This is a genomic window from Pseudomonas sp. FW507-12TSA, from assembly GCF_058781435.1.
In genome coordinates this window covers 122,157-148,286 of the sequence record NZ_JBYSWT010000017.1, presented here as the reverse complement: position 1 = coordinate 148,286, position 26,130 = coordinate 122,157, and the positions used below count along the sequence as shown (strand labels likewise).

Annotated in this window: 26 protein-coding genes; 12 read left to right on the top strand and 14 right to left on the bottom strand. The window is 64.5% G+C overall.

The features are described 5' to 3' along the window. Positions 1-22 precede the first annotated feature (22 nt). Positions 23-1,864 (bottom strand): dihydroxy-acid dehydratase, encoded by a 1,842-nt coding sequence (ilvD, locus tag AC3WK8_RS17850; protein WP_085594423.1) that lies wholly within the window; start codon positions 1,862-1,864, stop codon positions 23-25. A 300-nt stretch (positions 1,865-2,164) separates the two neighbouring features. Between ilvD and AC3WK8_RS17845 the strand changes: the two genes are divergently transcribed. Then, positions 2,165-2,743 (top strand): hypothetical protein, encoded by a 579-nt coding sequence (locus tag AC3WK8_RS17845; RefSeq protein ID WP_085594427.1) that lies wholly within the window; start codon positions 2,165-2,167, stop codon positions 2,741-2,743. Here AC3WK8_RS17845 and AC3WK8_RS17840 read toward each other — a convergent pair. Both AC3WK8_RS17840 and AC3WK8_RS17835 read right to left on the bottom strand, forming a co-directional pair. Beyond that, the gene (locus AC3WK8_RS17840) at positions 2,712-3,905 is read right to left on the bottom strand and encodes an MFS transporter (RefSeq protein ID WP_103325350.1); all 1,194 of its coding nucleotides are present in this window, start codon (positions 3,903-3,905) and stop codon (positions 2,712-2,714) included. The genes AC3WK8_RS17845 and AC3WK8_RS17840 overlap by 32 nt on opposite strands. A 114-nt stretch (positions 3,906-4,019) precedes the next feature. Next, positions 4,020-5,216 (bottom strand): class I SAM-dependent rRNA methyltransferase, encoded by a 1,197-nt coding sequence (locus AC3WK8_RS17835; RefSeq protein ID WP_022641654.1) that lies wholly within the window; start codon positions 5,214-5,216, stop codon positions 4,020-4,022. Between the two features lie 214 nt (positions 5,217-5,430). On the opposite strand from AC3WK8_RS17835, the gene AC3WK8_RS17830 reads away from it, so the two are divergent. Continuing rightward, on the top strand, positions 5,431-6,243 hold the full coding sequence (locus AC3WK8_RS17830) for an HDOD domain-containing protein (protein ID WP_177409180.1): 813 nt from the start codon (positions 5,431-5,433) through the stop codon (positions 6,241-6,243). Then, a complete protein-coding gene (mutM, locus tag AC3WK8_RS17825; RefSeq protein WP_085594431.1) occupies positions 6,243-7,055 on the top strand; it encodes a bifunctional DNA-formamidopyrimidine glycosylase/DNA-(apurinic or apyrimidinic site) lyase in 813 nt (270 codons plus the stop codon). The genes AC3WK8_RS17830 and mutM overlap by 1 nt, the downstream gene beginning before the upstream one ends. Positions 7,056-7,136: 81 nt before the next feature. Here the strand turns inward: mutM and AC3WK8_RS17820 are convergent, their stop codons facing one another. The 5 genes from AC3WK8_RS17820 to AC3WK8_RS17800 all read right to left on the bottom strand — a co-directional run bounded on the left by AC3WK8_RS17820 (position 7,137) and on the right by AC3WK8_RS17800 (position 11,862). Beyond that, positions 7,137-7,388 carry a YfhL family 4Fe-4S dicluster ferredoxin gene (locus tag AC3WK8_RS17820; RefSeq protein WP_016963552.1) on the bottom strand — a complete coding sequence of 84 codons (252 nt, stop codon included), beginning with the start codon at positions 7,386-7,388 and terminating at the stop codon, positions 7,137-7,139. A 136-nt stretch (positions 7,389-7,524) separates the two neighbouring features. Beyond that, positions 7,525-8,004 (bottom strand): pantetheine-phosphate adenylyltransferase, encoded by a 480-nt coding sequence (gene coaD / locus AC3WK8_RS17815; RefSeq protein ID WP_022641651.1) that lies wholly within the window; start codon positions 8,002-8,004, stop codon positions 7,525-7,527. Between the two features lie 115 nt (positions 8,005-8,119). Continuing rightward, a complete protein-coding gene (locus AC3WK8_RS17810) occupies positions 8,120-9,715 on the bottom strand; it encodes a GMC family oxidoreductase (protein ID WP_103325351.1) in 1,596 nt (531 codons plus the stop codon). Between the two features lie 90 nt (positions 9,716-9,805). Next, on the bottom strand, positions 9,806-10,351 hold the full coding sequence (locus AC3WK8_RS17805; protein ID WP_053133918.1) for a hypothetical protein: 546 nt from the start codon (positions 10,349-10,351) through the stop codon (positions 9,806-9,808). Positions 10,352-10,431: 80 nt separating this feature from the next. Beyond that, positions 10,432-11,862 (bottom strand): coniferyl aldehyde dehydrogenase, encoded by a 1,431-nt coding sequence (locus AC3WK8_RS17800; protein WP_103325352.1) that lies wholly within the window; start codon positions 11,860-11,862, stop codon positions 10,432-10,434. Between the two features lie 145 nt (positions 11,863-12,007). Here AC3WK8_RS17800 and AC3WK8_RS17795 point away from each other — a divergent pair, with 145 nt between their 5' ends. Together AC3WK8_RS17795 and AC3WK8_RS17790 are read left to right on the top strand one after the other, a co-directional pair. Further along, positions 12,008-12,679 (top strand): TetR/AcrR family transcriptional regulator, encoded by a 672-nt coding sequence (locus AC3WK8_RS17795; RefSeq protein WP_022641646.1) that lies wholly within the window; start codon positions 12,008-12,010, stop codon positions 12,677-12,679. Between the two features lie 36 nt (positions 12,680-12,715). After that, on the top strand, positions 12,716-13,570 hold the full coding sequence (locus AC3WK8_RS17790; protein WP_053133920.1) for a sulfurtransferase: 855 nt from the start codon (positions 12,716-12,718) through the stop codon (positions 13,568-13,570). Positions 13,571-13,652: 82 nt separating this feature from the next. Here the strand turns inward: AC3WK8_RS17790 and AC3WK8_RS17785 are convergent, their stop codons facing one another. From AC3WK8_RS17785 to AC3WK8_RS17765, 5 genes are all read right to left on the bottom strand, one after another. Further along, positions 13,653-14,486, bottom strand: coding sequence for an AraC family transcriptional regulator (locus AC3WK8_RS17785; protein WP_103325353.1), 834 nt, complete (start codon positions 14,484-14,486; stop codon positions 13,653-13,655). Next, positions 14,479-15,480, bottom strand: a complete 1,002-nt coding sequence (locus AC3WK8_RS17780; RefSeq protein ID WP_053133925.1) for a hydrolase — start codon at positions 15,478-15,480, stop codon at positions 14,479-14,481. Before AC3WK8_RS17780 ends, AC3WK8_RS17785 begins: the two co-directional genes overlap by 8 nt. Positions 15,481-15,557: 77 nt before the next feature. Next, a complete protein-coding gene (gene rsmD / locus AC3WK8_RS17775; RefSeq protein WP_085594437.1) occupies positions 15,558-16,178 on the bottom strand; it encodes a 16S rRNA (guanine(966)-N(2))-methyltransferase RsmD in 621 nt (206 codons plus the stop codon). Beyond that, complete coding sequence (locus AC3WK8_RS17770) at positions 16,178-17,668, bottom strand: M16 family metallopeptidase (RefSeq protein WP_103325354.1); 1,491 nt, start codon at positions 17,666-17,668, stop codon at positions 16,178-16,180. Before AC3WK8_RS17770 ends, rsmD begins: the two co-directional genes overlap by 1 nt. Beyond that, complete coding sequence (locus AC3WK8_RS17765) at positions 17,661-19,016, bottom strand: M16 family metallopeptidase (RefSeq protein ID WP_085594441.1); 1,356 nt, start codon at positions 19,014-19,016, stop codon at positions 17,661-17,663. Before AC3WK8_RS17765 ends, AC3WK8_RS17770 begins: the two co-directional genes overlap by 8 nt. Positions 19,017-19,443: 427 nt before the next feature. Between AC3WK8_RS17765 and ftsY the strand changes: the two genes are divergently transcribed. The 4 genes from ftsY (at position 19,444) to rpoH (ending at position 23,646) form a co-directional block, all read left to right on the top strand. Continuing rightward, positions 19,444-20,991 (top strand): signal recognition particle-docking protein FtsY, encoded by a 1,548-nt coding sequence (gene ftsY / locus AC3WK8_RS17760; protein ID WP_103325355.1) that lies wholly within the window; start codon positions 19,444-19,446, stop codon positions 20,989-20,991. Further along, entirely contained in the window at positions 20,988-21,659 is a 672-nt protein-coding gene (gene ftsE, locus AC3WK8_RS17755; RefSeq protein WP_022641638.1) for a cell division ATP-binding protein FtsE, read from the top strand. The genes ftsY and ftsE overlap by 4 nt, the downstream gene beginning before the upstream one ends. Beyond that, the gene (ftsX, locus tag AC3WK8_RS17750) at positions 21,656-22,678 is read left to right on the top strand and encodes a permease-like cell division protein FtsX (protein WP_103325356.1); all 1,023 of its coding nucleotides are present in this window, start codon (positions 21,656-21,658) and stop codon (positions 22,676-22,678) included. The genes ftsE and ftsX overlap by 4 nt, the downstream gene beginning before the upstream one ends. A gap of 113 nt (positions 22,679-22,791) precedes the next feature. Continuing rightward, positions 22,792-23,646, top strand: a complete 855-nt coding sequence (gene rpoH / locus AC3WK8_RS17745) for an RNA polymerase sigma factor RpoH (RefSeq protein WP_031320666.1) — start codon at positions 22,792-22,794, stop codon at positions 23,644-23,646. 67 nt (positions 23,647-23,713) lie between these two features. On the opposite strand, the gene mtgA is transcribed toward rpoH, so the two are convergent. After that, entirely contained in the window at positions 23,714-24,436 is a 723-nt protein-coding gene (gene mtgA, locus AC3WK8_RS17740; RefSeq protein WP_085594448.1) for a monofunctional biosynthetic peptidoglycan transglycosylase, read from the bottom strand. A gap of 74 nt (positions 24,437-24,510) precedes the next feature. Between mtgA and AC3WK8_RS17735 the strand changes: the two genes are divergently transcribed. From AC3WK8_RS17735 to AC3WK8_RS17725, 3 genes are all read left to right on the top strand, one after another. Continuing rightward, positions 24,511-24,891, top strand: a complete 381-nt coding sequence (locus AC3WK8_RS17735) for a DUF423 domain-containing protein (protein WP_022641634.1) — start codon at positions 24,511-24,513, stop codon at positions 24,889-24,891. 72 nt (positions 24,892-24,963) lie between these two features. Then, positions 24,964-25,164 carry a sulfur carrier protein ThiS gene (gene thiS, locus AC3WK8_RS17730; protein WP_083456935.1) on the top strand — a complete coding sequence of 67 codons (201 nt, stop codon included), beginning with the start codon at positions 24,964-24,966 and terminating at the stop codon, positions 25,162-25,164. Positions 25,165-25,332: 168 nt separating this feature from the next. After that, positions 25,333-26,127, top strand: a complete 795-nt coding sequence (locus AC3WK8_RS17725) for a thiazole synthase (RefSeq protein ID WP_022641632.1) — start codon at positions 25,333-25,335, stop codon at positions 26,125-26,127. Positions 26,128-26,130 lie beyond the last annotated feature (3 nt).

Genomic DNA, 26,130 nt, shown 5'->3' with positions numbered 1-26,130 from the left:
CATTTTCATTTGCCGGTGGCGATCACAGGCTGTCGAGCAGGGCCTTGTTGCGGACCGCGCCCTTGTCGGCGCTGGTGGCTAGCAGGGCATAGGCCTTCAGGGCGGTGGTCACCTTGCGTGGACGCACCTCCGCCGGCTTCCAGCCCTTCTTGTCCTGCTCGATTCGGCGGGCCGCCAGTTCCTCGTCGCTGACCAGCAGGTTGATCGAGCGGTTGGGGATGTCGATCAGCACCTTGTCGCCGTCCTTGACCAGGCCGATGGCACCGCCGGCGGCGGCTTCCGGCGAAGCATGACCGATGGACAGGCCCGAGGTGCCGCCGGAGAAGCGACCGTCGGTGAGCAGGGCGCAGGCCTTGCCCAGGCCCTTGGACTTCAGGTACGAGGTCGGGTACAGCATTTCCTGCATGCCCGGGCCGCCCTTGGGGCCTTCATAGCGGATGATCACGATGTCGCCTTCCTTCACCTCGTCGGCGAGGATGCCGCGTACCGCGCTGTCCTGGCTTTCGAAGATCTTGGCGTTGCCTTCGAACACATGGATCGACTCATCCACGCCGGCGGTCTTCACCACGCAGCCGTCCAGGGCGATGTTGCCGTACAGCACGGCCAGGCCGCCTTCTTGGGAGTAGGCGTGCTCGACGCTGCGGATGCAGCCGTTCTCGCGGTCGTCGTCCAGGGTTTCCCAGCGGGTCGACTGGCTGAAGGCGGTCTGGGTCGGGATCCCGGCCGGGCCAGCCTTGAAGAAGGTGTGCACGGCCTCGTCATCGGTCTGGGTGATGTCCCACTTGGCGATGGCTTGCTCCATGCTGGCGCTGTGCACGGTCGGCAGGTCGGTGTGCAGCAGGCCGCCACGGGCCAGCGAACCGAGGATGCTGAAGATGCCGCCGGCGCGGTGCACGTCTTCCATGTGGTACTTCTGGATGTTCGGCGCCACCTTGCACAGCTGCGGCACCTTGCGCGACAGGCGATCGATGTCGCGCAGGTCGAACTCGACTTCGCCCTCCTGGGCGGCGGCCAGCAGGTGCAGGATGGTGTTGGTCGAGCCGCCCATGGCGATGTCCAGCATCATCGCGTTCTCGAACGCCTTGAAGTTGGCGATGCTGCGCGGCAGCACGGACTCGTCGTTCTCGCCGTAGTAGCGCTGGCACAGTTCGACGATGGTGCGGCCGGCCTGCAGGAACAGCTGTTCGCGGTCGGCGTGGGTGGCCAGGGTCGAACCGTTGCCCGGCAGGGCGAGGCCCAGGGCTTCGGTCAGGCAGTTCATGGAGTTGGCGGTGAACATGCCGGAGCACGAACCGCAGGTCGGGCAGGCGCTGCGCTCGTACTCCGCGACCTTCTCGTCAGAAGCGCTGGAGTCGGCGGCGATGACCATGGCGTCCACCAGGTCCAGGCCGTGGGAGGCGAGCTTGGTCTTGCCGGCTTCCATCGGCCCGCCGGAGACGAAGATCACCGGGATGTTCAGGCGCAGGGCGGCCATCAGCATGCCGGGGGTGATCTTGTCGCAGTTGGAGATGCAGACGATGGCGTCGGCGCAGTGGGCGTTGACCATGTATTCCACGGAGTCGGCGATGATCTCGCGGCTGGGCAGCGAATACAGCATGCCGTCATGGCCCATGGCGATGCCGTCGTCCACGGCGATGGTGTTGAATTCCTTGGCCACGCCACCGGCGCGTTCGATTTCGCGGGCGACCAGCTGGCCCAGGTCCTTCAGGTGCACATGGCCCGGGACGAACTGGGTGAAGGAGTTGGCAACGGCGATGATCGGCTTCTTGAAGTCGGCATCTTTCATCCCCGTGGCGCGCCACAGGGCGCGGGCACCGGCCATGTTGCGACCGTGGGTGGACGTTTTCGAACGGTAATCAGGCATGAAGCACTCCAGGCGGCTAATCAGGTGACAAATGGGGAGTGAGCTTCTACTGACCTCGGGAACACTCAGAAATGGCCGTGTGTCCGAAGCTGCCGATGACCTCGCGGGATCGCCGCGAGACTCAGCCTGAGCTCATAAACCCGCCGGGGATGACTGGCGATGAATACGCCCGATTCTACACCGCTGGCGTCAGGAAGGAATGCCGTGGCCGCTCTGCGGTTTCGATCGTCCTGCACGCGACCGCAGCCCGGTCCTTGCTTTAGACTCGCGGCCTTTGGATCACATGCCAACGGAACTGGAATGCTCGCTTCTTTTCGCTCCTTGAGGTTGTACCTGGTGGTTGGCGCGGTGCAGGGCATCGTGCTGATGTGGTTGCTGCTCCATAGCGGCTGGGACTCCAGCGCCATGGCAGTGCTGGCTGCTGCCGTGCTGGCGGGCGGCACCACCTTGCAATTGCAGGGCGAGCAGTGGCGGCGGTTGCGCAGTTGGGTCGCCGTGCTGCTGGTTGGGCTGTTCTCGGCAGCGCTGGCGCTGGCATGCCAGGTGCTGCCCGGGACCCTGCTGGTGGTGTGTGGCATCGCTGCTGCGCTGTTGGTGATCGCGTTAGTGGGCGCCACCTTGGCCCAGGATGGCCCCCGGTTGGGGCGACGCCTGCTGGAAAACGGCCTGTGGCTGCTGCTGGCGTTGCCGTGGCCCTGGCTGGCGCAGAAGCTGTTCAAGCTCTGGCTTGCCTATCGGCACCTGGACCCCTTCAAGAGCGAGGTGCTGGCGCTGGCCTTCTTTGCCGGCCCGCCCCTGGCGTTCTCGGTTGCACTGTTTCTCGGCCAGTCATGGCGCGCCAGGGGGCTCAGGCGCAAGCCCGTTGATTGTGCCGGTTGACCAGGCTGTTCAGGCCCAGGGCGCTGGTGCTGAGCACCAGGAAGCACAGGCCCAGGGCCATGGCCAGGTTATCGCTGGCCAGGTTGATGAAGCCGCTTATCAGGCCGCCACAGGTGAAGATGATCATGTTGCCGGCCGAGGCCGAGGTCCCTGCGTTCTGCGTAAACAGGCCCATGGCCCGGGACGTGGCGACCGGCCGGGTGATAGTCGTGCCTGCGGTGCAGACGATCATCGGTAGCAGTACGCTGCTGGCGCTCGGTTCGAAGCGCTGGAGAAACAGCATCAGCAGCCCGGACAGGGCGATCAGCAACAAGCCGGCGATGATCTGGGTGCTGGCCCGCAGGTGCCGGTTCATCGCTCCGGCGGCGAACCCGCCCAGGATATAGGCCGCGCCGTATAGCAGGAGCACCAGGGAATACTGGTAGGGCGAGAGCTGCAACTGCTCCATGAAGATGATCGGCGAGGTGACGATGAACGAGAAATGGCAGGCAAAGGCCAGCGCCGAGATCAGCCAGTAGCCCACGAAGCGCGGCTCCGCGCAGACCAGCCGGTACGCGGCGAAGATATTGCGCTGGCGGCCCTTGGCCGTGCCCGGGGTGTTTTCCAGCAGCAGCCAGGCCATGAGGATCACCAGCAGGCCGATGGCCGCGAACACCTCGAAGCTGCCTTGCCAGCCGAGTCGTTCCTGCAGCCAGGTGCCGAACAGCGGGGACAGGGAAATGAAGATCCCGCTGGCGGTGACCATGGCGATGCGCAGGCGTTCCTGTTCCTTGCCTTCGAACAGGTCCTGGACCAGGGCCTGGGATAGAACGAAGCAACCGCAACCCATGGCCTGGACCACGCGGAAGAACAGGAACCACGAGTATTGGCTGGCGACGACGCAGCCGGCCGCGCCGACCAGGGCCACGCTCATGCCCCCCAGCAACAGCTTCTTGCGGCCCAGGGAGTCCGATAGCGGGCCAACCAGCATCAGGGAAAAGGACAGGCCGATGGCGAACAGGCTGACGGACAGCGCGATGTCGGCGCTCGAGGTCTGGAAGCGTTCGGCCAGGGCAGGGAAGGAAGGCAGGATGACATCCAGCGGAAAGACTCCCAGCAGGGTCATGGTCATCAACAGGATGATGGCCGAGGTCTTCTGCGTGGCGTTGGATGCGTGGTCCATGATGCGGGGTGCTCGGTCCTTGAGGTGGTCCCGAGGATCGAGTCGTGGCCCGGCAAAGTCAATGGATGGCGCTGGCCACTCCCGTCGTCGACGGCAATGGCCAGCCGGCCGGCCTCAGCTGTTGGGCAGCAGGCGGCAGGTGATGCTCTTGATGTAGCGGGTTTCCGGGATGGCCGGGTGCACCGGGTGATCCGGGCCCTGGCCGCCGCGCTCGAGCAGTTGGATGTTGCGATCCAGGTGGCGGGCGCTGGTCAGCAGGATGTTCTGCAGGTCGTCCTCGGGCAGGTGCATCGAGCACGAGGCGCTGACCAGGATGCCGTCCTTGGTCAGCAGGCGCATGGCCTGCTCGTTGAGGCGGCGGTAGGCGCCTTCGCCGTTCTTCAGGTCCTTCTTGCGCTTGATGAAGGCGGGCGGGTCGGCAACGATCACGTCGAAGCGCTCTTCGGCGGCCTTGAGTTCCTTGAGGGCCTCGAATACATCGCCTTCGATGCAGGTGAGCTTGTCGGCGATGCCGTTCAGCGCGGCGTTGCGCTCCACGCCATCGAGGGCGAAGCCCGAAGCGTCGACGCAGAAGACTTCGCTGGCGCCGAACGCACCGGCCTGCACGCCCCAACCACCGATATAGCTGAACAGGTCCAGCACGCGCTTGCCCTTGACGTAGGGCGCCAGGCGCGCGCGGTTCATGCGGTGGTCGTAGAACCAGCCGGTCTTCTGGCCTTCCATCACCGGGGCTTCGAACTTCACGCCGTTCTCTTCCAGGGCGACCCACTCCGGCACCACGCCGAACACCGTGTCGACGTAGCGCTCCAGGCCTTCGGCGTCACGGGCGGCGGAGTCGTTCTTGAACAGGATGCCGCTGGGCTTGAGCACCTGGACCAGGGCGGCGATCACGTCGTCCTTGTGGCGTTCCATGGTGGCCGAGGCCAGCTGCACCACCAGGATGTCGCCGAAACGATCCACCACCAGGCCTGGCAGCAGGTCGGAGTCGCCGTACACCAGGCGGTAGAAGGGCTTGTCGAACAGCCGCTCGCGCAGGGACAGGGCCACGTTCAGGCGGTGCACCAGCAGCGACTTGTCCAGGGCCAGCTTGGCATCGCGCGACAACAGGCGAGCGCAGATCAGGTTGTTGGGGCTCATGGCGACGATGCCCAGGGGCTTGCCGCCGGCAGCTTCCAGCAGCGCCTGGTCGCCTGCCTTGAAGCCGTGCAGGGGAGTGGCGGCTACATCGATCTCGTTGCTGTAGACCCACAGGTGGCCGGCGCGCAGGCGGCGGTCGGCGTTGGCTTTGAGGCGCAGGCTTGGCAGGGACATGACGTCGCTCCGGAAAAAAGGGCGCGATTATACCCCTTCATAGGCATTCGGTGATGGCCATTGGACCTGCGGCTAAATGCGCAAGGTAAAGTTCCTGTCGGTTTGCCCAACATTGCCGAGATAGGGGGTAGAATCGCCGCCTGACCCAGAGTGTGTACTTATGTCCCAAGAGCTATCCGCCGAACAGATTCAACAGGCCCTGCAAGGCATCAGTGTGCCGCCCCAGCCGCAGATCATGGTGGATCTGCAGATGGAGCAGTACATGCCCGATCCCGACCTCGAGGTGATCGCCAAGCTGATCTCCCAGGACCCTGGCCTGTCTGGCGCGCTGCTGAAGATCGTCAACTCGCCCTATTACGGGCTGAGCAACAAGATCGCTTCGATCCAGCGTGCGGTGAACCTCCTGGGCAGCCGCTCGATCATCAACCTGATCAACGCACAGTCGATCAAGGGCGAGATGAGCGACGAGACCATCGTCACTCTCAACCGCTTCTGGGACACCGCCCAGGACGTGGCCATGACCTGCCTGACCCTGGCCAAGCGCACCGGCGCCCAGGCCGTAGATGAGGCCTATGCGCTGGGCCTGTTCCATGACTGCGGCGTGCCGCTGATGCTCAAGCGCTTCCCTGACTACATGACCGTGCTGGAAGAAGCCTATGGCAGTGCCGGGCCCGAACAGCGGGTAGTGGATACCGAGAACCGGGTCTTCAACACCAACCATGCGGTGGTCGGCTACTACACGGCCAAGTCCTGGCGCCTGCCGGAGCACGTGACCATCGCCATCGCCAACCATCACAACGCCCTGGCGATCTTCAGCGACGAGTCCTCGCGCAACAGCCAGCTGAAGAACCTGCTGGCGATCCTGAAGATGGCCGAGCACATCTGCTCCTCGTACCGGGTACTGGGCAACCAGGTCGTAGACCATGAATGGAACAGCATCGGCCACCTGGTCCTCGATTATGTCGGCCTGTCGGACTACGACTTCGAGAACCTCAAGGAAACCGTGCGCGAACTGGGCGCCCACTGATGCCTGAACTCCCCGAGGTCGAAACCACCCGGCGCGGGATAGCGCCGCACCTGGAAGGCCAGAAGGTCAGCCGGGTGATCGTCCGTGACCGGCGCCTGCGCTGGCCGATCCCCGAGGACCTGGACATACGCCTGTCCGGGCAGCGGATCGTCCAGGTCGACCGCCGGGCCAAGTACCTGCTGATCAATGCCGAAGTCGGCACCCTGATCAGCCACTTGGGCATGTCGGGCAACCTGCGGTTGGTGGAAGTCGGCCTGCCGGCGGCCAAGCATGAGCATGTGGATATCGAACTGGAGTCGGGGCTGGCCCTGCGCTACACCGATCCACGGCGCTTTGGCGCCATGCTCTGGAGCCTTGACCCGTTGAACCACGAGTTGCTTTCGCGGCTGGGTCCGGAGCCACTGACCGACCTGTTCGACGGCGAGCGCCTGTTCCAGATGTCCCGCGGGCGTTCCATGGCGGTCAAGCCGTTCATCATGGACAACGCGGTGGTGGTGGGGGTGGGCAACATCTACGCCACAGAAGCCTTGTTCGCCGCGGGCATCGACCCACGTCGCGAGGCCAAGGGCATTTCCCGGGCGCGCTATTTGAAGCTGGCGATCGAGATCAAGCGGATCCTGGCGGCGGCCATCTTGCAGGGTGGCACCACCTTGCGCGACTTCATCGGCGGCGATGGCCAGCCCGGCTACTTCCAGCAGGAACTGTTCGTCTACGGGCGAGGCGGGGAGCACTGCAAGGTCTGCGGCACGGGATTGCGCGAAATCAAGCTGGGCCAGCGTGCCAGCGTCTACTGCCCACGCTGCCAGAGCTGACCCCGGCGTTACTGGCGGCGCGGCCAGCATCCACCCTGTCGCGCCCTGGCAAGCGCCGGGGCCGCCAGGGCTTCTGGCGGATCAGGCCTTGCCGGTGATCTTGCGATACTTGGCCATCAGCTCTTCTTCGGTTTCCGGACGGTTCTCGTCCAGGGGAATGCAATCCACCGGGCATACCTGCTGGCACTGCGGCTCGTCGTAGTGGCCGACGCACTGGGTGCACAGGTTCGGGTCGATGACGTAGATCTCTTCGCCTTGGGAAATGGCCGCGTTGGGGCACTCGGGTTCGCAGACGTCGCAGTTGATGCAATCGTCGGTGATGATCAGGGACATGGGGTACTCCGGCCTGGGCGGCGGGCCCGGGCATATAGAAACGAATGCGCGCAATTGTGCCGTATTGACGCCCGCAGTGCACGCGGGCGCGATGGCTGACACCGGGCGCAGGCCCCCTTGGCGGGGGCCAGATGGCTTATTTCTTGAAGCGCAGGGTCAAGGCTTCGGCGACCGCCGGATGGACGAACTTGGTGATATCGCCCCCCAGGGCCGCGATTTCCCGGACCAGCGTCGAGGAAATGAACGAATAGCGCTCGGACGGGGTGAGGAACAGGCTTTCCACGTCCGGAGCCAGTTGGCGGTTCATGTTGGCCAGTTGGAATTCGTATTCGAAATCCGAAACGGCCCGCAGGCCGCGCAGGAAGACATTGGCGTTCTGCTCCTTGGCGAAATGCGCCAATAGCGTCGAAAAGCCCACGACTTCAACGTTGGGCAGGTGCTTGGTCACCTCTCGCGCCAGCTCCACGCGCTGTTCCAGGGGGAAGAGCGGGTTTTTCTTGGGGCTGGCGGCGACGGCGATGATCACGTGGTCGAACAGCCGCGAGGCGCGTTCGACCAGATCGCCGTGGCCCTTGGTAATAGGGTCGAAGGTTCCTGGGTACAGCACTCGGTTCATCGCGTCGTCCTGGCGGGAATCCGTTGGGGAATCGGATGGTATCGCAGCCTTTCCGGTCGGCCAAGTCGCCTTTTGGAGTACAAGTGCCCGCGGACATCATCGATACCGAGCCTCATCACGCGGTTTTCAAGCGCTCGGCCAGGGCCGTGGCCAGCTGTGCGGTCAAGCCGTACACCGACAGCTGCGGGTTGGCGCCGATGCTGGTGGGGAACAGCGAGCCGTCATGGATCGACAGGTTACGCAACTGGTGGTGGCGGCCAAGGCTGTCGGCTACGGCGACCTTCGGATCCTGGCCCATGGCGCAGCCGCCCATCACGTGGGCGCTGCCCAGGCGGGTGCGGTACAGGGCCAGCTCCAGGCCGTCGATCTGGCTGCGGACCTCGGCCAGGGTCTTGGCGAACCGTGCATCGCTGTGCAGCGGCTTGACCGCCTTGGCGCCGCCGGCGAACTGGATCTCGGCCATGCTGTGGAAGGCCCGGCGCAGGCCGTCCCAGGCATAGGGCGAGACCTGGTAGTCGAGCACCGGGCTGCCGTCGCCGCGCAGTTCGACGTTGCCGCCGGTGCTATCGGGATGAAAGCCGTCCCGCAGCAGGGCCAGCATGGCGTGGGTATGGGGCAGTTGCTCCATGGTCAGGCCGCTCTGGGGGCCGAAACCGCCCAGCAGGGTGCTGGCCAGGGCGGGTTGCAGCGGCGGTACCTCGAGTTTGTAGGCCATCTTGCCGGTGGTGCCGTCCTGCCATTGGAAATGGTCGGAATAGATCGACTGCGGCGCGCCGTAGAAAGGGTTGATCACCTCGTCGAACTGTCCGGCGGAGAAGTTCACCAGGTGCAGGAACGTACGCTTGCCCAGGCGCGAATGCGGGTCCGGGGCATCGGAGCGCAGCAGCAGGGCCGGGCTGTTGATGCCGCCGCCGGACAGTACGTAGTGCTTGGCCTTGACCATGATCTTGCGGCCGGTGGGTGCCACGCAGCGAGCGTCCATGGCCAGGCATTGCAGGCCGGTGACCCGGTCGCCATCGAGTTGCAGGCGGTCGGCCCGGGCCAGGTACAGCAGTTCGCCGCCTTTCTCCAGGGCCGCCGGGATAGTGGTCACCAGCATCGACTGCTTGGCGTTGGTCGGGCAGCCCAGGCCGCAGTAGCCCAGGTTCCAGCAGCCGCGCACGTTGCGCGGGATCACGTGCCAGCTGTAGCCCAGGGCTTCGCAGCCCTTGCGGATCACGTCGTTGTTGGCGTTGGGCGGCATGACCCAGGGCGCGACTCCCAGGCGCTGCTCCATCTTCTCGAACCAGGGGGCCATTTCGGCCGAGCTGTGGCCCACCACGCCATGCTCCCGGGCCCAGTGCTCGAGGGTCGGGTCGGGGGTGCGGAAGCTCGAGGTCCAGTTGATCAGGGTGGTGCCGCCCACGGCGCGCCCCTGGAGGATGGTGATGGCGCCGTCCTTGCTCATGCGCCCGATACCTTCCTGGTACAGGCTGGTGTAGGCCTGGTCCTCGAGCATCTTGAAGTCGTCGCTGGTCTTGAGCGGGCCTTCCTCGATCAGCAGCACCTTGTAGCCGGCGGCGCTGAGGATCTCGGCCGTGGTACCGCCCCCGGCACCACTGCCGACGATGGCGACATCGGCCTCCAGGGTCAGGTCTTGCTCCAGTTGCGAGCCGTTGTAGGTTTTCCAGCCACGAGTCAGGCCTTCGCGAAACAGATCAGGTACAGGCATATCGGGTGCTCTCTTATTATCGATGTCGTGGCGCAACGGCACGGTAGCCGCGTCTCTCCCGGGCGCGGCCAGTGCCAACGGCTGGCTGGGTCAGACCTTGGGTGGCCCGGGGTAGCCGCAGTGAGCCCAGGACTCGGGGCGGGTATACCAGGCCATCATCACCAGTTGCAGCAGCGAGGCGTGGCCCATGCGCAGCAGCGACAGGTAGCTGTTTTCCCAGCGACTGAGGAAGTTGCGGATGTCCTCGGCGCTGGCGTTCTCCCAACTGCCCCAGATTCCCGTCAGTGGCCCACGGGTCACGGCCATGCCCAGCACGTCGAACAGTTGCTGGGTCAGCTTGAGCATCTCCGGAGATAAATGGTTGAGGGCGTTGTCCAGGTTTACCAGGGCGCCGTCGACGGCAGCGGACATCCTGTCCACTGCCACGGCACCTTCGAGCATCACTGGGATCAACGCTCGCAGAAACGGCAATTCATTGCTGCGCAAGATGGCATAGCCGTTGGCTGGTGTGCTGGCGGAGCAACCGCTGAGGCTGGCGCCAAGGCCGGCGGTGGCCAGGAAGGCACTGGCGCAGAGGCCGATTTTCAGCAGGCCGCGCCGCGACAGCGCGGGTGTTTCAGACAGGCTAGGGGTCATTGTTGTTATTACCCTGCAATCGACTGGTTGAAAAATCTCGAGCAGCGACTGCGCTGGCAATCGCTGCGGTTTCAAGGCTCCTAGCGGATGAACAGCTTCTGGATCAGTTTCTGGATCGACTTGCCGTAGGGTGGGTAGATCAGGCGGGCGGCGTTGAAGCGCTGCTTGATGAACACCCCCTTGGCCTTGCTGAAGGTCAGGAAGCCCTCGTGGCCGTGATAGTGACCCATGCCGGAAGGGCCGATGCCACCGAAAGGCAGGTCATCCTGGGTCACGTGCAGCAACGTGTCGTTCATGCAGGCGCCGCCGGAGTGGGTCTCGTTGAGGACCCGCTGCTGCTCGGCCTTGTCGTAGCCGAAGTAGTACAGCGCCAGGGGCCGTGGCCGCTCGGTGACATAGGCCAGGGCCTGGTCCAGGGTCTTGTAGGGCACGATGGGCAGGATCGGGCCGAAGATCTCGTCCTGCATCACCGTCATGTCGTCGCTGACATTGAGCAGCAGGCTGTGGGGCAGGCGGCGTTCCTGCCCCTGGTCGAACAGCGGCACCAACTGCGCGCCTTTGCTGGTGGCGTCGCTCAGGTAGCCGTTGAGCCGCGAGAGCTGGCGCTGGTTGATGATCGCGGTGTAGTCGGGATTGTCCACCAGGGTCGGGAAGAACCCACGCACCACCTGGCGATAAGTGTCGACGAAGGCCTCCACACGGTCCTCCGGTACCAGCACGTAGTCCGGGGCGACGCAGGTCTGGCCGGCGTTCATGGTCTTGCCGAAGGCGATGCGCTCGGCGGCGTCCTTGAGTGGCACGGTATGGGAGACGATGGCCGGGGATTTGCCGCCCAGCTCCAGGGTCACCGGGGTCAGGTTCTCCGCCGCGGCGCGCATCACATGCTTGCCGATGCTGGTGGCGCCGGTGAACAGCAGGTGATCGAAGCGCAGCTTGGAGAAGGCCATGCCCACTTCCGCCTCGCCCAGGACCACGCAGACCAGGTCTTCGGGGAAGATCCGCGCCAGCAGTTGCTTGAGCAGCAGGCCGGTGGCGGGGGTCGACTCGCTGAGCTTGAGCATGACCCGGTTGCCGGCGGCCAGGGCGCCGGTGAGCGGTCCCATGCACAGGAACAACGGGTAGTTCCAGGGCACGATGATGCCCACAACGCCCAGGGGCTGGTAGATCACCTTGGCCGAGGCTGGCTGGAAGGCCATGCCGACAGCGCGGCGAGAGGGTTTCATCCAGCGCTTGAGGTGCTTGCGGGCATAGTGGATGCCATGCAGGCTGGGCATGATTTCCGCCAGCAGGGTTTCATCGGCGCTGCGGTTGCTGAAGTCCTGGCTGATGGCGTCGATCAGCGCCTGGCGTTCGGTATTGAGCAAGTCCTGCAGGGCCTTGAGCCATTGGTCGCGCTGGGCGGCTGGCGGCATCGGATGGGCGGCATAGGCCCGGCGCTGAGCTTCGAACAGCTCGAGCAGCCCGTCCTGTTGCTGGAGGGAATCCTGAAGATAGGCGATCTCGGCAGACATGATCGGGCTCCGAATTTTGTGAGGTGGCTAGTTTTTTAGAGCTTATACTCTAGATTGTCAATTGCTCCTCCCGTGCCGGTGTCGATTTATCCCCAGGGGGATAGGTCGTAAAATGTCCCCAGTCTTCCGAATAAAGCCCGTATCCATGGCCCCACGTATAAAAACCCGCGAGCGCATCGTCCAGTTCAGCCTCGAGCTCTTCAACCAGCAGGGCGAACGCAACGTCAGCACCAACCATATTGCGGCGCATATGGAGATATCCCCGGGCAACCTGTACTACCACTTCCCCAACAAGCAGGCGATAATCGCCGTGCTCTTCGCCGAGTACGAGAGCCTGGTGGACAGCTTCCTGCGTCCGCCGCCCGGGCGTGCCGCCACCGTGGAGGACAAGCGCTACTACCTGCAGGCCCTGCTGGCGGCCATGTGGCGCTACCGCTTCCTGCACCGCGACCTGGAGCACCTGCTGGACAGCGATCCCGACCTGGCGGCGCGTTACCGGCGCTTCTCACAGCGCTGCCTGATCCAGGGCATGGCCATCTACGGGCGTTTCGTCGACGCCGGGATCATCGCCATGGACAGGGTGCAGATCGAATCCCTGACCCTCAATGCCTGGATCATCCTCACCTCCTGGGTGCGGTTCCTTTGCACCACCCGCGAGAACTCCACCCACCTGAGTGAGGAAGCGATCAAGCGTGGTGTCTACCAGGTGCTGGTCCTGGAGGCTGGTTTCGTCACCGAGCAGGCGCGGGGCGAGGTCAACAAACTGTTCGAAGAGTTTTATGTGCCCCTGGCCCAAGCCTTGGAAGAAGTGCAGTAGGATCAAGCCTTCGACACTTATTCACAGGAGCCCGCTATGCCCCTCGCGCAATTGATCAGCCCGCTAGCCCTGGACCAGAAGAGACAGCAGCCCGGCCTGGTGATCCTGGATTGTCGCTTTGCCCTGGAAGACCCGGACTACGGGCAACGCAGCTATGCCGAGGGGCACCTGGCCGGGGCGCATTTCGCCGACTTGAACCGGGACCTGAGCGGACCTGTGGTCAAGGGCGCGACCGGCCGGCACCCGCTGCCGGACCCGGCCCGCCTGGTGGAGCGCCTGCAAGCCTGGGGGATCGATAACGACAGCGAGATCGTGCTGTATGACGATGGACCCGGCGCTTATGCCGCCCGCGCCTGGTGGCTGCTGGCCTGGCTGGGCAAGCGTGATGGGGTGTTCATCCTCGATGGTGGCCTCAAGGCCTGGCACGCCGCGGGCCTGCCCCTGAGCCTGGATCCGCCGCCTGCCGTCCAAGGTCACTTCAGCGGCCAGCCGGACTCGCACCTGCTGCTGGACGCGGCGCACTTGCAACAGCGCCTGGGCCAATCGGACCTGACCCTGCTGGACGCCCGGGCCCTGCCGCGTTTTCGTGGCGACGTGGAGCCTATCGATCCGGTGGCCGGGCACATTCCCGGCGCGCAGTGCGCGGCGTTCACCGACAACCTGGGCAGTGATGGGCGTTTCCTGCCGGTGGAGCAGCTCAAGCAGCGCTTTGCCGAAAAACTCGCCGGGCGTTCGCCGGAGCAACTGGTGGCCTATTGCGGTTCGGGGGTGACGGCCTGCCACAACCTCTTCGCCCTGTGCCTGGCCGGGTACCCGCTGGCCCGCTTGTATGCCGGCTCCTGGAGCGAGTGGATCACCGACTCCCGGCGGCCTGTGGCCAAGGGCGACTGAGCCCGTCGTTGCGGGCCTGGCAGCCCCGGGCCGCGCGTCACTTCACCCGGGCCCAAGCCCAGCCTGGGCGGCCATGCCGGGTTCAGGATGCCTGCAAGGCGCTGCGGTAGGCCGCCGGGGCGACTCCATAGACCTGCTTGAACTGCCGATTCAGATGGCTCTGGTCGGCAAACCCCAGTTGGGTCGCCACCTCCAGCGGCAGGCAGCCGTCGCGCAAGAGGGCCCGGGCCTTGGCGATGCGCTGCTGCATCAGCCAGGTGTGGGGCGGAATCCCGGTAGCGCGGCGGAATACCCGGGCAAAGTGAAATGGCGACAGGTTCACCGCCGCCGCCAGTTCCTCCAACGATGGCGGTTCAGCCAGCTGGGTGCGCAGCAGTTCCTTGGCTTGCACTATGGCCCGATGTTCCTGCCCCGGTTCGCGGGGCGCCTTGACCCTGGCATGGCGTTGCAGCAGCCGGAGCAGCATTTCCCGCCACAGGGTCTGTTGCTGCAGGGCGGTGGCCGGGCTTTCCAGCAAGTGATGCAGGTGCACGAAGCCCTTGACCAGGTCCGGGTCGCGGTACAGCGTCGCGCCGAAGGCCGGCAAGGTGCCACTGGGTAGCTCCAGTTCATCCAGCAGCCCCAGCACCTGCCGGTTGTCCGGGTAGAAGGCCCGGTACAACCAGCCGTCCTCGGTGCCCTTGGCACCGGTGTGCAGTTCATCGGGGTTGATCAGCACCAGGGTGCCGCTGCCTGCCAGGTGTTCGGCGCCCCGATAGCGGTAGCGCTGGGCGCCGGCCATGATCATGCCGATCACGAAGCCGTCATGCACATGGGGTACGAAACGGTGCTCGATGTAGCGCGCGGACAGCAACTCGACCCCGGTCAGGGGCGCGGTCTGCCAGAAGCGGATCGATTCCCGGGACGACTTATCCATGGCGACCCAGGCCTGCCAGCCATTGGGGAATCCGGCGCTCCAGATAGTAGCCGGGCTGCTTGAGGGTACCGTCGACGAAACCCACGTGGCCGCCCTTGGCCTGCAGCTCGAAGCGGGTGCTGGCCGACAGTTCGCTGGCTTCGGGCAGGCTGTGGGGGAACACGAATGGGTCGTCGGCGGCCTGGATGATCAGGGTCGGCGTGCGGATTTCCCCAAGGAAATAGCGGCTGGAGGCGCGCCGGTAATAGTCCTGGGCATCGGCAAAGCCATGCAGCGGCGCGGTGACCCGGCCATCGAAGTCCCAGAAGGTGCGCATCCGCGTCAGCGGGCCCAACTGCGCCAGGGTCGCCAGGCCTTCATGGCGGCCGTCGTGCTGGAACTGGCGCTGCTTGTCCTTGATGTAGGCCAGCATCTCGCGCATGAAGTGCGCCTGGTAGATCCGCGAAAACCCCTGGCCGATGCGATCGGCACACTGGTCCAGGCGAAATGGCACCGACACCGCGGTGGCGCCTTGCAGGAAACTGGCGCTACCGGTTTCCCCCAGGTACTTGAGCAGCACGTTGCCACCCAGGGAGTAACCCACCGCATACAGCGGCGCCTGGGGGCGCTTGGCCCGCAGGTGGGCGATGGCTGCGGCCAGGTCTTCGCTGGCGCCGGAGTGATAGCTGCGTGGCAGCAGGTTGGGCTCGCCGGAGCAGCCACGCCAGTTCAGCGCCGCACTGGCCCAGCCCTGGGCCGCCAGAGCTTGCTGCAGGCCGGCCACATAGTGCGAGCTGGAGGAGCCGGTCAGGCCATGCAACACCAGCACCAGCGGTGCCTCGGCGCTATGGGGGCCGTGCCAGTCCAGGTCGAGGAAGTCGCCATCGTCCAGCCACAGGCGTTCGCGCTGGTGCTGTAGCGCGGTGGCCGGACGCCACAGCGGGCCCCACAGGGTCTGCAGGTGCGGATTGCCTAGGCCGAAGGCAGGGATGAAGCGATCTGGCGAGTCGGGCACGGGGAGTATCTCGATGCAGCGGTGGGGGGGGGGGGGGGGGGGGCCCGGCCGGGCCGCGCACCTTGTTCCGGCCGGCGTTAGCCGGCGTTGTCTGCCATACGTTGCCACAAGGAGTAATACACCTGCCCGGATTTTTGTTCACGGTGCAGGCGCCAGCGCATCGGCAGGCCCAGGGAGGAAGGGGCGGCCTCGCTTTCGGTGTAGATCCAGGCGTCGTCCGCCAGCCAGCCGCGCTCTTCCAGCAGGGCGCAGGCGGCGGGCAGCAGGTCCTGGTGGAAGGGCGGGTCGAGGAACGCCAGGTCGAAGGCGCTCGCCGGCTGGGTCTCCAGGTAGCGCAGGGCGTCGGCGGTCTGCACTTGAGCGACGGTGCAGCGCAGGGTGCCCAGGTGCTCGCGCAGGCTGGATACCGCGACGCTGCTGTTGTCCAGGGCCAGGCCACTGGCGGCGCCACGGGACAGGGCCTCGAGGAATACCGCGCCGCTGCCGGCGAACAGGTCGATTACCTTGGCTCCGGGCACGTAGGGCGCGAGCCAGTTGAACAGGGTCTCGCGCACCCGGTCCGGGGTCGGGCGCAATCCCGGCAGGTCGGGGAAGCTCAGCTTGCGGCTGCGCCACTCGCCGCCAATGATGCGCAGCTGGCCCACGCCGTTGTGTGGGTTGTGGGCGGGTTTCTTGGTGGGACGGGCTGGACGGGCCATCAGTGCTCCGGAACCCCGAGCGGCTGCTCGGCGGGTTTGTCAGTAGGGGGCGGCAACGGCTTCTGGGCGACGGTCGGGCCGGCGCTGACGATCACCATCTTGTCGACGCTCAAGTGTTTGTTCATGGCGGCCTTGACCTGCTCCACGGTCAGCGCCTGGGATTGGCGCATGAAATCTTCCAGGTAGCTCAACGGCAGATTGTAGAAGCCCATGGCGCCCAGCTGGCCGACGATATCGGCGTTGCTGGCGGTGGATAGCGGGAAGCTGCCGGCCAGTTCACGCTTGGCGTCGTCCAGTTCCTTCTGGGTCGGGCCGTTCTTCAGGTAGTCGGCGAATACGTCTTGCACCAGCTTGAGGGTGCCTTCGCTCATCTCGGCGCGGGTCTGCAGGTTGATCATGAACGGGCCACGAACCTGCATCGGGGTGAAGCCGGAGTAGACGCCGTAGGTCAGGCCGCGCTTCTCGCGGACTTCGCTCATCAGCCGGGTACCGAAACCACCGCCGCCAAGGATCTGGTTGCTCAGGGAGACCGCAGCGTAGTCCGGGTCGTCACGGTCGATCCCCAGTTGCGCCAGCAGCAGGTTGGTCTGGGTCGAAGGGAACTCGATATGGCCGATGCTGGCCTTGGGTTCGCTGGGTTGGGCGATCTTGGCCAGGGCCGGGCCCTTGGGCAGGGCGGCGGAGACCTGGGCGGCAATCGCCTCGGCATCGCTGCGCGAGAGGTCGCCGACCAGCGCGATCACCCCATTGCCAGCGGTATAGGCCTTGGCGTGGAACGCTTGCAGTTGCGCCAGGCTAATGTCCGGAACGCTCTTGGCGTTGCCTTCGCTGGCATGGGCATAGGGATGGTTGCCGTACAGGCGCTGCATCAGCTCCAGGCTGGCCAGCTTGCCGGGGTTTTGCTTCTGGTACTCGAAGCCGGCGAGCAACTGGTTCTTGATCCGTGCCAGGGAGTCGGCAGGGAAGGTCGGCTTGCCCACCACTTCGGCAAACAGATTCAGCGCCGGCTGGCGTTTATCCACCGCGCTGAGGCTGCGCAGCGAGACCACGGCCATGTCCTTGTAGGCGCCGTTGCCGATATCTGCTCCCAGGCTTTCAAAGCCCCGGGCGATGGCGCCAACGTCCTTGCCGGGCACACCCTCGTTGAGCATGGCGTTGGTCAGCAGGGCCAGGCCGGAGGTATTGCCATCCTGGCTGCTGCCGGCGGCGAAGATCAGGCGCATGTCGAACATCGGCAGCTCGCGGGCCTCGACGAACAATACCTTGGCGCCTTCGGCGGTGTTCCAGGTCTGCACATTGAGATTGCGATGGCTGGGAGCCTTGCCGTCCAGTTCGGCCAGGGACTGCAGCTTCTGGCTGCTCTTGGCGTTGTCCAGGGCCTGGCTGGCGTTGCTTTCGCCGGAGCGCGACAGGTACAGGCCACCAGCGGTGATCAGCGCCACAAGCGCGGCGCCCAGGAGGATCGGCGAAGCATTCTTGCGCTTAGTCATGAGCGGATTCCTCAGGCAGTACGTGGGCCACGCTCATACGTTGCCGGGTGAAATAGGTGCGTGCAGCCTTCTGGATATCTTCCGGGGTCACGCTTTGCAGTTCGGCAAGCTCGGTGTCCATCAGCTTCCACGAGAGGCCGACGGTTTCCAGCTGGCCGATGGCGGTGGCCTGGCTGGTGATGGAGTCGCGTTCATAGACCAGACCGGCGATCACCTGGGCCCGCACGCGTTCCAGCTCTTCTGCGGACGGCGGGGTGGTCTTCAACTGGTCCAGCATGCGCCACAGACCGGCTTCGGCCTGGGCGATGGTTTTCTTCTTCTGGCTGTTGGGGGTGGCCGAGAGCATGAACAGGCTGTCGCCCCGGGTGTAGGCGTCGTAGCTGGTCGAGCCGTTGGACAGCAGCTCTTCGCCACGCTCCAGCTGGGTCGGGATGCGCGCGCTGTAGCCGCCATCCAGCAAGGCCGAGGCCAGGCGCAGGGCGTTGACCGCGCGCTTGTCTTCGGCAGTGGCGATGCTTGGCACGTTGAAGGCCAGCATCAGGCTTGGCAGCTGGGTCTTCACGTGCAGGGTGATCAGGCGCTCGCCGGGCTCGGCCAGTTCCATGGGGATCTTCGCTGGCGGTACGTCACGCTTGGGAATCGCGCCGAAGTAGCGCTGGGCCAGGGCCTTGACCTCGTCCGGGGTGACGTCGCCGACCACTACCAGGGTGGCGTTGTTGGGCACATACCAGGACTGGTACCAATGACGCAGTTCCTCGACCTTCATCCGGTTCAGGTCGGCCATCCAGCCAATGGTCGGCGTGTGGTAGCCGCTGGCGGGATAGGCCATGGCCTTGAAGCGCTCGTAGGCCTTGGACAGGGGCTTGTCGTCGGTGCGCAGGCGGCGCTCTTCCTTGATCACCTCGATCTCGCGGCTGAACTCGTCGGCCGGCAGGCGCAGGCTGGCCATGCGATCGGCCTCCAGCTCCAGGGCCACGCCCAGGCGGTCACGGGCCAGAACCTGGTAGTAGGCGGTGAAGTCGTCGCTGGTGAAGGCGTTCTCCTCGGCGCCCAGGTCCCGCAGGATCAACGAGGCTTCGCCGGGGCCGACCTTCTCGCTGCCCTTGAACATCATGTGTTCCAGGGCGTGGGACAGGCCGGTCTGGCCCGGGGTTTCGTAGCTGGAGCCGACCTTGTACCAGACCTGGGAGACCACCACCGGGGCGCGATGGTCTTCGCGGACCACGACCTTCAGGCCGTTGTCGAGGGTGAATTCGTGGGTGGGTTGCGGATCGGCAGCCAGGGCTGCAAGAGGCAGACAAACTGTGCTGAGCAGCAGGCCTGCGGCGCGGCGGGCTAGAGCATTCATTCGTTTTTAAACCTGTTGGGCTGCCCGCTGGGTATGGGCCTGCGGGCGAGAGGTTGGGGCGTATCGCCATTCATTGCCAGGCCGGGCCTGCGGGTGGCCACGCGGTACTGGTAATGAGGGGTGACAGGCCCTAGGATACTGATCCGTTTTACTGGCGGCCACGCCTATCAGGTTCTCGCGCGTCAGCAATAACTTGATCGGGTTGTATGAGTTACCGGCAATAATCCTTGATTTATCAGCTAAAATTCGACTTTTCGCCGATTTTGCCGCTCCAGTCCTTTAGTAAAACCGATCCTTGAGATGCTTTCGGGCATTTCGACAACATGTTGCGCGTGAACAAGCTGGATGAAACATAGTCTGTTCTGCATCGAATATTTATTGACCGAGGCGCCTGCTGGCGCATCGCTACCTTGAGATAGCCGTCTCCATGTTTGGTTCCAACGACGACAAAAAGACTCCAGCCGCGGCTGGCGAGAAGAAAGGCCTGTTCGGGTGGCTGCGCAAGAAGCCGCAGGAACCCGTCGTCCAGCAGCCTCCAGTGCCGGCCGAGCCGGTAGCGGCTCCAGTCATCGAGCCGGCGCCGAGTGTCGCCCCGGTCGAATCGGTGGCCGCGTCGCTCGCCGAACCGCTGGCGCAACCCCAGGCCCAGCCCCATTCGTCCGCGCCGGTCGCCCCCGACCTGCCCCTGACGCCGAACCCAGAGCACAAACCCTGGCTGACCTTGCCGGTGGCCGAGGAGCCCGTGGCGCTGGTGGAGGACGTCCAGGCCGAGCATGTGACGCCGGCGATTCCGGCCGTGGCTCCGGCACCTGAGATCGTGGCCGAGGCCCCGGTGGTCGCTACTGTGGCTGAAGAGGCGCCTGTTGCCCCGGTGTTCGTCGCCCCCGAGCCTGTTGCTCCTGCTCCTGCTCCTGCTCCTGCTCCTGCTCCTGCTCCTGCTCCTGCTCCTGCTCCTGCTCCTGCTCCTGCTCCTGTCGCGGAGCCGGTAGCGGCCGTCGAACCGGAGCCGGCGGTCGAGCCGGTTCGTCCCGGCGAGGAGAGCAAGGTCGGTTTCTTCGCCCGCCTCAAGCAAGGCCTGTCCAAGACCAGCGCCAGCATCGGCGAGGGCATGGCCAGCCTGTTCCTGGGCAAGAAAGCCATCGACGACGAACTGCTCGAGGACCTGGAGACCCGCCTGCTGACCGCCGACGTCGGGGTCGAGGCCACTTCGGTGATCATCCAGAACCTGACCCAGAAGGTGGCGCGCAAGCAGCTCACCGACTCCGACGCGCTGTACGCCTCGCTGCAAGCCGAGCTGGCCGGCATGCTCAAGCCGGTGGAGCAGCCGCTGAAAATCGTGGCGCAGAACAAGCCATTCGTGATCCTGGTGGTCGGCGTCAACGGTGCCGGCAAGACCACCACCATCGGCAAGCTGGCCAAGAAACTCCAACTGGAAGGCAAGAAGGTCATGCTGGCCGCTGGCGACACCTTCCGCGCCGCGGCGGTGGAGCAACTGCAGGTCTGGGGCGAGCGCAACAAGATCCCGGTGATCGCCCAGCACACCGGGGCCGACTCGGCCTCGGTGATCTTCGACGCCGTGCAGGCCGCCAAGGCCCGCGGCATCGACGTGCTGATCGCCGATACGGCGGGGCGCCTGCACACCAAGGACAACCTGATGGAAGAACTGAAGAAGGTTCGTCGGGTCATCGGCAAGCTGGATGCCGACGCGCCCCATGAGGTGCTGCTGGTGCTGGACGCCGGTACCGGCCAGAACGCCATCAACCAGGCCAAGCAGTTCAACCAGACCGTGGAGCTGACCGGCCTGGCCCTGACCAAGCTCGATGGCACCGCCAAGGGCGGCGTGATCTTCGCCTTGGCCAAGCAGTTCGGCCTGCCGATCCGCTACATCGGCGTCGGCGAAGGCATCGACGACTTGCGCACCTTTGAAGCAGAACCCTTTGTCCAGGCACTGTTTGCCGAGCGGGAGCGTTCATGATTCGTTTCGAACAGGTCGGTAAGCGCTATCCCAATGGTCACGTTGGCCTGCATGAGCTGAGCTTTCGTGTCCGGCGCGGCGAATTCCTGTTCGTCACCGGCCATTCTGGCGCCGGTAAAAGCACCCTGCTGCGCCTGTTGCTGGCCATGGAGCGCCCGACCTCTGGCAAGCTGCTGCTGGCCGGCCAGGACCTGGGACAGATCAGCAATGCGCAGATCCCGTTCCTGCGCCGGCAGATCGGCGTGGTGTTCCAGAACCACCAGCTGCTGTTCGATCGTACGGTCTTCAACAATGTGGCCCTGCCGCTGCAGATCCTCGGCCTGTCCAAGGCCGAGATCGCCAAGCGCGTAGACTCGGCCCTGGAGCGCGTGGCCCTGTCGGACAAGGCCGAGCTCTACCCGGGCGACCTGTCCACCGGCCAGCAGCAGCGGGTCGGCATCGCTCGCGCCATCGTCCACCGTCCGGCCTTGCTGCTGGCGGATGAACCCACCGGTAACCTCGACCCGCGTCTTGCGGCGGAAATCATGGGCGTATTCGAAGATATCAACCGTCTGGGCACCAGCGTGCTGATCGCCAGCCACGACCTGGCCCTGATTGCCCGTATGCGTCATCGCATGCTGACCCTGCAACGTGGCCGCCTGATCGGCGATGGGGAGGCCGGCGTATGAGTGCCACCCGTACCCCTAAAGTGGCGGAGCGCGTGGCGCCCAAGGCCTCCGAGGCACCGCCGCCGAAGAAAAAACGTGACGAAGACGATGGTCCCGACTTCGGTACCTTGCTGCACGCCTGGATCGAAAGCCATCGCGCCAGCCTGCTGGACAGCCTGCGGCGCCTGGGCAAGCAGCCGATCGGCAGCTTCTTCACCTGTCTGGTGATGGCCGTGGCCTTGAGCCTGCCCATGGGGCTGTCGCTGCTGCTCAACAATATCGAGCGCCTGGGCGGCTCCTGGCAGCGGGCAGCGCAGATCTCGCTGTACCTGGATCTGGGGGCATCGGCCAGCGAGGGCGAGAGCCTCAGCGAGCAGATCAAGGGCCTGCCTGGCGTGGCGGATGCCGAATTCATCAGCAAGGAAAAGGCCCTGGAAGAGTTCCAGCAGCAGTCCGGGCTGGGCGAAGCCTTGCGCGAGCTGCCGCATAATCCGCTGCCGGGCGTGGTCCTGGTTACGCCGCAGGAAGTGGACAAGGCCACCCTGGAGGCCCTGCGCCAGCGCCTGGCGGAAATGCCCAAGGTGCAATTGGCCCAGCTGGACCTGGTCTGGGTCGAGCGATTGGCGGCGATCCTCAAGCTTGGCGATCGTTTTGTCTTCGGCCTGACGGTGCTGCTGGTTTCCGCATTACTTTTGGTGATAGGCAATACCATTCGTCTTCATATTGAAAACCGCCGCACGGAGATCGAAGTGATTAAACTCGTCGGCGGCACAGACAGCTATGTGCGACGTCCTTTCCTATACATGGGCGCGCTGTATGGCTTCGGTGCGGGGATCTTGTCCTGGGGTGTCCTGGCCTTCGGCCTGGACTGGTTGAACGATGCGGTAGTACGCCTGGCAGGCCTCTACGGCAGCGATTTCGCCCTGGCGGGGGTACCTGTCGCCGACGGTCTGTCGCTCTTGCTAGGGGCGGTGCTGTTGGGTTATATCGGTGCGTGGATTGCGGTGGCCCGCCACCTGAGGGAGCTGGCACCGAAGTAGTGTCTTTTTGCTTGTATTGACCTTTCAGCGTTCATGGGAACTTGTTTAACGGTTTCCGGTCAATTTTCGCAGTGCTGAACTGCACGAGTTATGTGAGTCGGAGGTTTTTTCGTATGACCACTTCTTTGCAACCTGCTTACGCATTGGTTCCAGGCGCAAACCTGGAGGCCTATGTGCACACGGTGAACAGCATTCCATTGCTGACGCCGGAGCAGGAGCGTGAACTGGCCGAGAGTCTCTACTATGAGCAGGATCTTGAGGCAGCTCGGCAGATGGTGCTTGCCCACCTGCGTTTTGTCGTACATATCGCCCGCAGCTATTCCGGCTACGGGCTGGCCCAGGCCGACCTGATCCAGGAAGGCAACGTTGGCCTGATGAAAGCTGTGAAGCGCTTCAATCCCGAGATGGGCGTGCGCCTGGTGTCCTTTGCCGTGCACTGGATCAAGGCGGAAATCCACGAGTTCATCCTGCGCAACTGGCGGATCGTCAAGGTCGCGACCACCAAGGCCCAGCGCAAGCTGTTCTTCAACCTGCGCAGCCAGAAGAAACGCCTGGCCTGGCTGAACAACGAGGAAGTCCATCGCGTGGCGGAAAGCCTTGGCGTGGAGCCGCGTGAAGTGCGGGAGATGGAAAGCCGCCTGACCGGCCAGGACATGGCCTTCGACCCGGCTGCCGAAGCCGATGACGACAGCGCTTTCCAGTCGCCGGCCAACTATCTGGAAGATCACCGCTACGATCCGGCGTTGCAGCTGGAAGACGCTGACTGGAGCGACAACTCCACCAGCAACCTGCATGAAGCGTTGCAAGTGCTGGACGAGCGTAGCCGCGACATCCTCTATCAGCGCTGGCTGGCTGAAGAGAAGGCAACGCTGCATGACCTGGCGCAGAAGTACAACGTTTCCGCCGAGCGGATCCGCCAGCTGGAAAAGAGCGCAATGAACAAGCTGAAGCTGTCCATTGCCGCCTAAGCGCCCGCCAGGCCACAAGCCAAACGCCCCGAGATGATCGGGGCGTTTTTGTTTGTGCCTTGATGTTTTACTCGGCCCACGGCGCCCGGCGAGATTCGTCCAGGCGATTGAGGTAGTCGGCCCCGCCCAGTTGGCTCATCTGCCGCCGGATCCAACCGGCACGCTGGAGCACGTAGGTACTGGGACGAGCTGCGCTCCAGACCCGGGGGTTGGGCAGGACCGCCGCCAGCAGGCTGGCTTGCTGGCGACTGAGATTGGCGGCGCTGACGCCGAAGTGATGGCGTGCGGCGGCTTCGGCGCCGAACACGCCTTCATCCCACTCTGCACTGTTGAGATAGACCTCGAGAATCCGCTGCTTCGGCCAGAGCACCTCGATCAGGGCGGTGAACCAGGCTTCCAGGCCCTTGCGCAAGTAGCTGCGGCCGGACCACAGGAACAGGTTCTTCGACACTTGCTGGCTCAAGGTGCTGGCGCCGCGGATCTTGCCGCCGCGTTCGTTGTAGGCCAGGGCTGCCTGGATGGCATCGAAGTCGAAACCCCAGTGCTCGGGGAATTTCTGGTCTTCGCTGGCGATCACCGCGACCTTGAGGTTATCGGAGATCTCGTCCCAGGGTTTCCAGCTGCGCTGCAGGTCGATGGGGTCGCCGTCGACCCAGGATTCGATCTTGCGCTCCACCATCAAGGCCGTGCCTGGTGGCGGTATGAAACGCAATAGCAGCACCAGCGCGATACTGCCGACGACGAACCACTTCAAGGCTTTTACCAGACGACGAAACAGATAACGCAGCATAGAGATGGCTTGGCCGAACCGTTTGAGCGCGCCATTATACAGACCCTTTGCGCGGAATCTGACTGGAGTTCCCCATGTTGCGTGGCTTCCTGATGCTGGCTGCTTTCTTCGGTTTTACCGGGGTGGGCCTGGGTGCTTTCGCCGCCCACGGCCTGAAGAATCGCCTCAGCGCCGAGTACCTGGCCATCTTTCATACGGGAGTCACTTACCAGCTGGTGCACTGCCTGGCCTTGTTCGGTGTGGCGCTGCTGGCCACCCAGGTGCCGGGGCGCCTGGTGACGTGGGCGGGAGCGGCCTTCACCCTTGGCATCCTGTTGTTTTCCGGCAGCCTGTACCTGCTGACCCTGACCGGTATCGGCAAGCTGGGCATCATCACTCCGCTTGGCGGCGTAGCCTTCCTTGCCGGCTGGTTGCTGCTGGGGCTTGCCGCCTGGCGCCTGCAGGCGGCGGCCTGACGCTTGTAGCTGACCTTTAGGTCATGATCGGGCTAGAATGCTGGCCCCTAAAAAGTGATGGCGGCCTCGAGCATGCGCATTCAGTTGAACGGTGAATCCTTTGAATTACCCGATGGCTCGACCGTCGCGGCCCTGCTGACGCGCCTGGACCTGACCGGGCGGCGGATCGCGGTAGAGCTCAACATGGATATCGTTCCGCGCAGCCAGCACGCTGAAACGTCCCTCAACGAGGGTGACCAGGTGGAAGTGGTCCACGCCATCGGCGGCGGCTAGCCAGCAACTGCCGCGCCCGGCGGCGCCGCGCTGAAGCCGCCCACAATGCCCAGCCAGTCGGCTGGCCTTGCATTGGCGCCTGTTCTGCCCTTCCTGCACGCTACCTGCCCGTGGCGTTCGGTCTACCAAAGAATTCTGCAAGAACCTCACCCCAACAGAGGATTTCCGATGAGCAACGTTCGTAGTGACAAGCCTTTCGTCCTGGCCGGTCGGACGTACCAGTCGCGTTTGCTGGTAGGTACCGGCAAGTACCGCGACCTGGAAGAAACCCGCCTGGCCATCGAGGCCTCCGGAGCCGAGATCGTGACCGTCGCCGTGCGCCGGACCAACATCGGCCAGAATCCGGGTGAACCGAACCTGCTGGATGTCCTGCCGCCGGATCGCTACACCATCTTGCCCAACACCGCCGGTTGCTATGACGCGGTGGAGGCCGTGCGTACCTGCCGCCTGGCCCGCGAGCTGCTCGATGGCCACAACCTGGTGAAGCTGGAAGTCCTGGCCGACCAGAAGACCCTGTTCCCCAACGTACTGGAAACCCTTAAGGCCGCCGAAGTGCTGGTCAAGGAAGGTTTCGACGTGATGGTCTACACCAGCGACGACCCGATCATCGCTCGCCAGTTGGCGGAAATGGGCTGCATCGCGGTCATGCCCCTGGCTGGCCTGATCGGTACCGGGCTGGGAATCTGCAACCCCTACAACCTGCAGATCATCCTCGAAGAAGCCAAGGTCCCGGTACTGGTGGATGCCGGTGTCGGCACCGCTTCCGATGCCACCATCGCCATGGAGCTGGGTTGCGAGGCGGTGCTGATGAACTCGGCCATCGCCCATGCACAGCAGCCGGTACTGATGGCCGAAGCCATGAAACACGCGATTGTCGCGGGCCGCCTGGCGTACCTCGCCGGTCGCATGCCAAAGAAACTCTATGCCAGCGCATCCTCGCCGCTGGATGGTCTGATCAAGTAAGAG